This window comes from Deltaproteobacteria bacterium (assembly GCA_016931625.1).
Classification (GTDB): domain Bacteria; phylum Myxococcota; class XYA12-FULL-58-9; order XYA12-FULL-58-9; family JAFGEK01; genus JAFGEK01.
Genome location: JAFGEK010000152.1, coordinates 1 through 3,864, shown reverse-complemented (window position 1 = coordinate 3,864; position 3,864 = coordinate 1). Strand labels below are relative to the sequence as shown.

3 protein-coding genes are annotated in these 3,864 nt (G+C 34.9%); 1 reads left to right on the top strand and 2 read right to left on the bottom strand.

Features of this window, described 5'->3' with window-relative positions:
• A partial coding sequence (locus JW841_12865; GenBank protein ID MBN1961829.1) for a transposase occupies window positions 1-101 on the top strand: 101 nt, incomplete at its 5' end.
• Between the two features lie 351 nt (window positions 102-452).
• Here JW841_12865 and mnmG read toward each other — a convergent pair.
• Complete coding sequence (mnmG, locus tag JW841_12860; protein ID MBN1961828.1) at window positions 453-2,282, bottom strand: tRNA uridine-5-carboxymethylaminomethyl(34) synthesis enzyme MnmG; 1,830 nt, start codon at window positions 2,280-2,282, stop codon at window positions 453-455.
• Window positions 2,283-2,324: 42 nt separating this feature from the next.
• On the bottom strand, window positions 2,325-3,686 hold the full coding sequence (gene mnmE / locus JW841_12855) for a tRNA uridine-5-carboxymethylaminomethyl(34) synthesis GTPase MnmE (GenBank protein ID MBN1961827.1): 1,362 nt from the start codon (window positions 3,684-3,686) through the stop codon (window positions 2,325-2,327).
• Between the last annotated feature and the right edge of the window lie 178 nt (window positions 3,687-3,864).

The window sequence follows — 3,864 nt, the reverse complement described above, 5'->3', positions numbered from 1 at the left end:
TACCGCCACAAGTATGTATCAGTCGTTTAATGCAATATTTAAAAGGAAAAAGTGCATTTAAAATAATGCAAGAGTTCCCAAATTTAAAAAAGTCGTTTTGAGGAGGTCATCTTTAGGCTCAGGGATATTTTTGTCGAAGTAGTGGTAATGTAACAGACGGGACTATAAAAACTTATATCGAAGAGCAAAATCATGATACAGACGAAGAGTTTAAAGTAGAAACTTAAACCTGCTTAAGTTGGGATCTTCAGCCGTGCTTTGCACGGAACAGGACTTATTAGTCCGCATTGCTTTTAAACCCACCGCCTTAAGGCGATGTTTGTTAATGTATTCCTTATTTCCTATTTCCTATCCCTGTTGTTTAAATACCCAGTTTAAAAATAAAGAAGATTTAATGAATAGATAATAGAAAACGGGGAATTTTAAATGAGCTTATTTTTACTAATATCTATTTATCTGTATGCCTTTACCCTTAGCAACGATACTGCTGCTGGAGTCATTCCTGGTACTCTACTAGCTTGTCCAAGAGTCTTTGGTTGTACTTTGTTTAATTTTTCTCTGAGTTCTCGTGATAATCCTGGCATATTTTCATATTTAATATTTTTAGGAATTTGATAATTTTCTAATTCTTGCTGTCGCGCAATTTCTTTTTCTTCTTTTTTTATATATCCTTCATATTTGATTGCTTCTTCAACACACTGAATAATTTCTCGATCAATTTTTTCCTTTCTTTGCTCTATAATATTTTCTAACGAAATTTCTGGACGTTTTAATAATTCATATAACGTTGCATTAATAAAACTTTTATCTAAATTTAATTGATTGGCTAATTCTTCTCCTAACTTTTCATGCTTTAGAGCATCATGCAGCCGGTTAATTTCATTTATCCTTTTATTGGCTGATTCGAAACGTTTGCCACTTACAATTCCCCAATCCTTTGCAATCTCAGTTAATCTCATTTCAGCATTTGATTCACGCAGGACTAATCTATGTTCTGCACGTGAAGTAAACATGCGATACGGCTCATCAACACCTTTAGTTACAAGGTCATCTATCATAACTCCGATATAGCCCTGATTGCGTCCTAAAATTGCGGCTGGTTTGTTATCTAAAAACCTTACAGCGTTTAGCCCTACCATCACTCCTTGTGCTGCTGCTTCTTCATAGCCACTAGTTCCATTAATCTGACCAGCTAAAAATATACCTGGCTGACACTTTGCCATTAGACTCGGTAATAGCTGCGTTGGCGGCGCATAATCATATTCAACTGCATAACCATACTGAAGAATATGTGCCTTTTCTAATCCAACTATACTGTGAACAAAAGCATCTTGGACATCTTTGGGCATGCTTGTTGGCAAACCATTTGGATAAACCCTATCAGAATCTATACCTTCAGGTTCTAAAAATATTTGATGCCGCTCTTTATCAGCAAATCGCACTAGTTTATCTTCAAACGATGGACAATATCGTGGTCCTCTTCCTATTATTTCACCTTGATATAATGGCGAGCGATGCAAGTTAGATAGAACCGCTTCATTTGTTACCGCATTGGTAAATGTTATATAACAAGCAATTTGGGGTAGCTCATTTTTTATATAATCAAATGAAAAAGTAGCTTTTGTCTCGTCACCATGTTGCGCTTCTAATTTACTATAATCGATACTATCTTTAGCTAACCTTGGTGTTGTGCCTGTTTTAAATCTCTCTAATTTTAATCCTAATCTTATTAGCGCATTACTTAATTTAGTAGCAGCAATATCGCCTACACGACCGGCGTTAAATTTTTCTTCACCAATGTGGCACAAACCATTTAAAAAAGTACCAGTAGTAACAACTACAGCCTTAGCATAGATTATTGTTTGAGAATCTAACACAACACCATTTATCATATTATTATCTTTAAGGATATCAACAGCCTCACCTTCTATTATATCGATATCATTTATCCCTAATAAAAACTCTGTCATTGCGTTTTTATATTTTTCAGAGTCTGATTGAGCTCTACGAGAACGTACTGCAGCTCCACGACTCATATTTAATCGCCGAAATTGAATACCAGTAGCATCGGCAATCTGAGCCATGGCACCGCCAAGTGCATCGACTTCACGCACTAAATGTCCTTTTCCTACACCACCAATAGCTGGGTTACAGCTCATTTGTGCTATTCTATCTTTACGTAATGTAATTAATGCTACTTTTGCCCCAAGACGGGTTGATGTATATGCCGCTTCGCAACCAGCATGACCTGCACCTATAACTATTACATCATATTGTTTCACGTGAAACCTCCGATATTAGGAACACCCCCAAAGTACTCTCGTTTATTTGCCTAAACAGAATTGGGCAAAAATTTTATCGAGTACTTCACTCTCGATTTCACGCCCAAGAATATTGCCAAGATGTTTCGCTGCTGTTTCTAATTCAATCTCTAATATATCAAGAGTAGTTTGGCTTTGTTCACTTATAGTTCTATTTATTGCTTGTTTTGCTTGCTGTAATTCCTGCAGGTGACGTTCTCTTACAATTACTACCAAATCGTCATCAATTTGCGGACCAAAGTTTTTTAACCATAAACGTAACGTATCGATACCTTGACCATTTTTTGATGAAATAAAACTGATAAATTCATAACCGTTTTCTTGAGCGTATTCACTAATTCTTGTTTGTTGTTCTGAGGTTGTGAGGTCACTTTTACTACCAAGAATTTTTATTCTTGGTTTAAAATCATTGCTAAATTCTTTTGGTGGCCATTGATAATCATTAGGGCTAACTAGCCATAAAATTGCATGAGCATCATTTATTTGCTCCATAGTTAATTCAATACCACTTTTTTCTAAACCTTTTGCTTCTTGCCGAATCCCTGCAGTATCCCAGATAGTTATACGATTTACGCCGATTAAAATTTCTGCTTCTATTGGATCTCTAGTTGTGCCTGGTTTTTCATCAACAAGTACGCGTCGCTTTCCTACTAATATATTCAATAGACTTGATTTACCTACATTTGGAGCGCCTGCTAAAACAATTTGATGACGTTTATATAAATCTAATCTTGCACCATTTATTAATTGTTCAATTTGTTTATTAATGTCGTTTAGTTTCTCAATTTCGTACTGCTCAATATTACCTTCACCAACTTGCTCTGGAAAATCTAACTTTGCTTGCCAATTTGCTAAAATGCCTTCAATTTCATCTAATATGGCAGTTATCTTTTGACCAATATTACCTAGTAATTGATGAGCAGCAACTTGCCTTTGGTTGTTATCACTGGCTGCAATTAAGTCACAAACTGCTTCAGCTTGAGTTAAATCAATGCGTCCATTTAAAAATGCTCTTAGGGTAAATTCACCCGGCTCAGCTAATCTAGCACCAGCATTAATACAATTAGTTAATACTTCATTAACAATTACATTAGATCCATGAAGTTGAAATTCAACTACATCTTCACCCGTATATGAATTTGGTGCATGCATATGCACTATCATACCTTCATCAATTAACTGCCTTTTTATTGAGTAAATTTTGGCTTTATAAAGTTTATGGGTGATTCTATTGCTGTTATTTAATGTAAGTAATTTTGACACTCTGCATGCATGCTTGCCTGATAATCGTACTATTGCAACCGCCGCTTCACCTTTAGCTGTTGCAGGTGCAACTATAGTGTCATTTATTTGATTTTTCATCATTCAACCTATTGGTGGCGCGTTTAACACGAGTAACGTTGATTACCAAGATCTCTTTATTTGCTTTATGGATTTATAAAAGCGATTTTTAACAAGGTTCATTTTATTTCTTTATATTTATTTTTGGTTAAATAATTTTTTTAATATCTATTTATATTTATTATCTTTTTTTTAATATTTA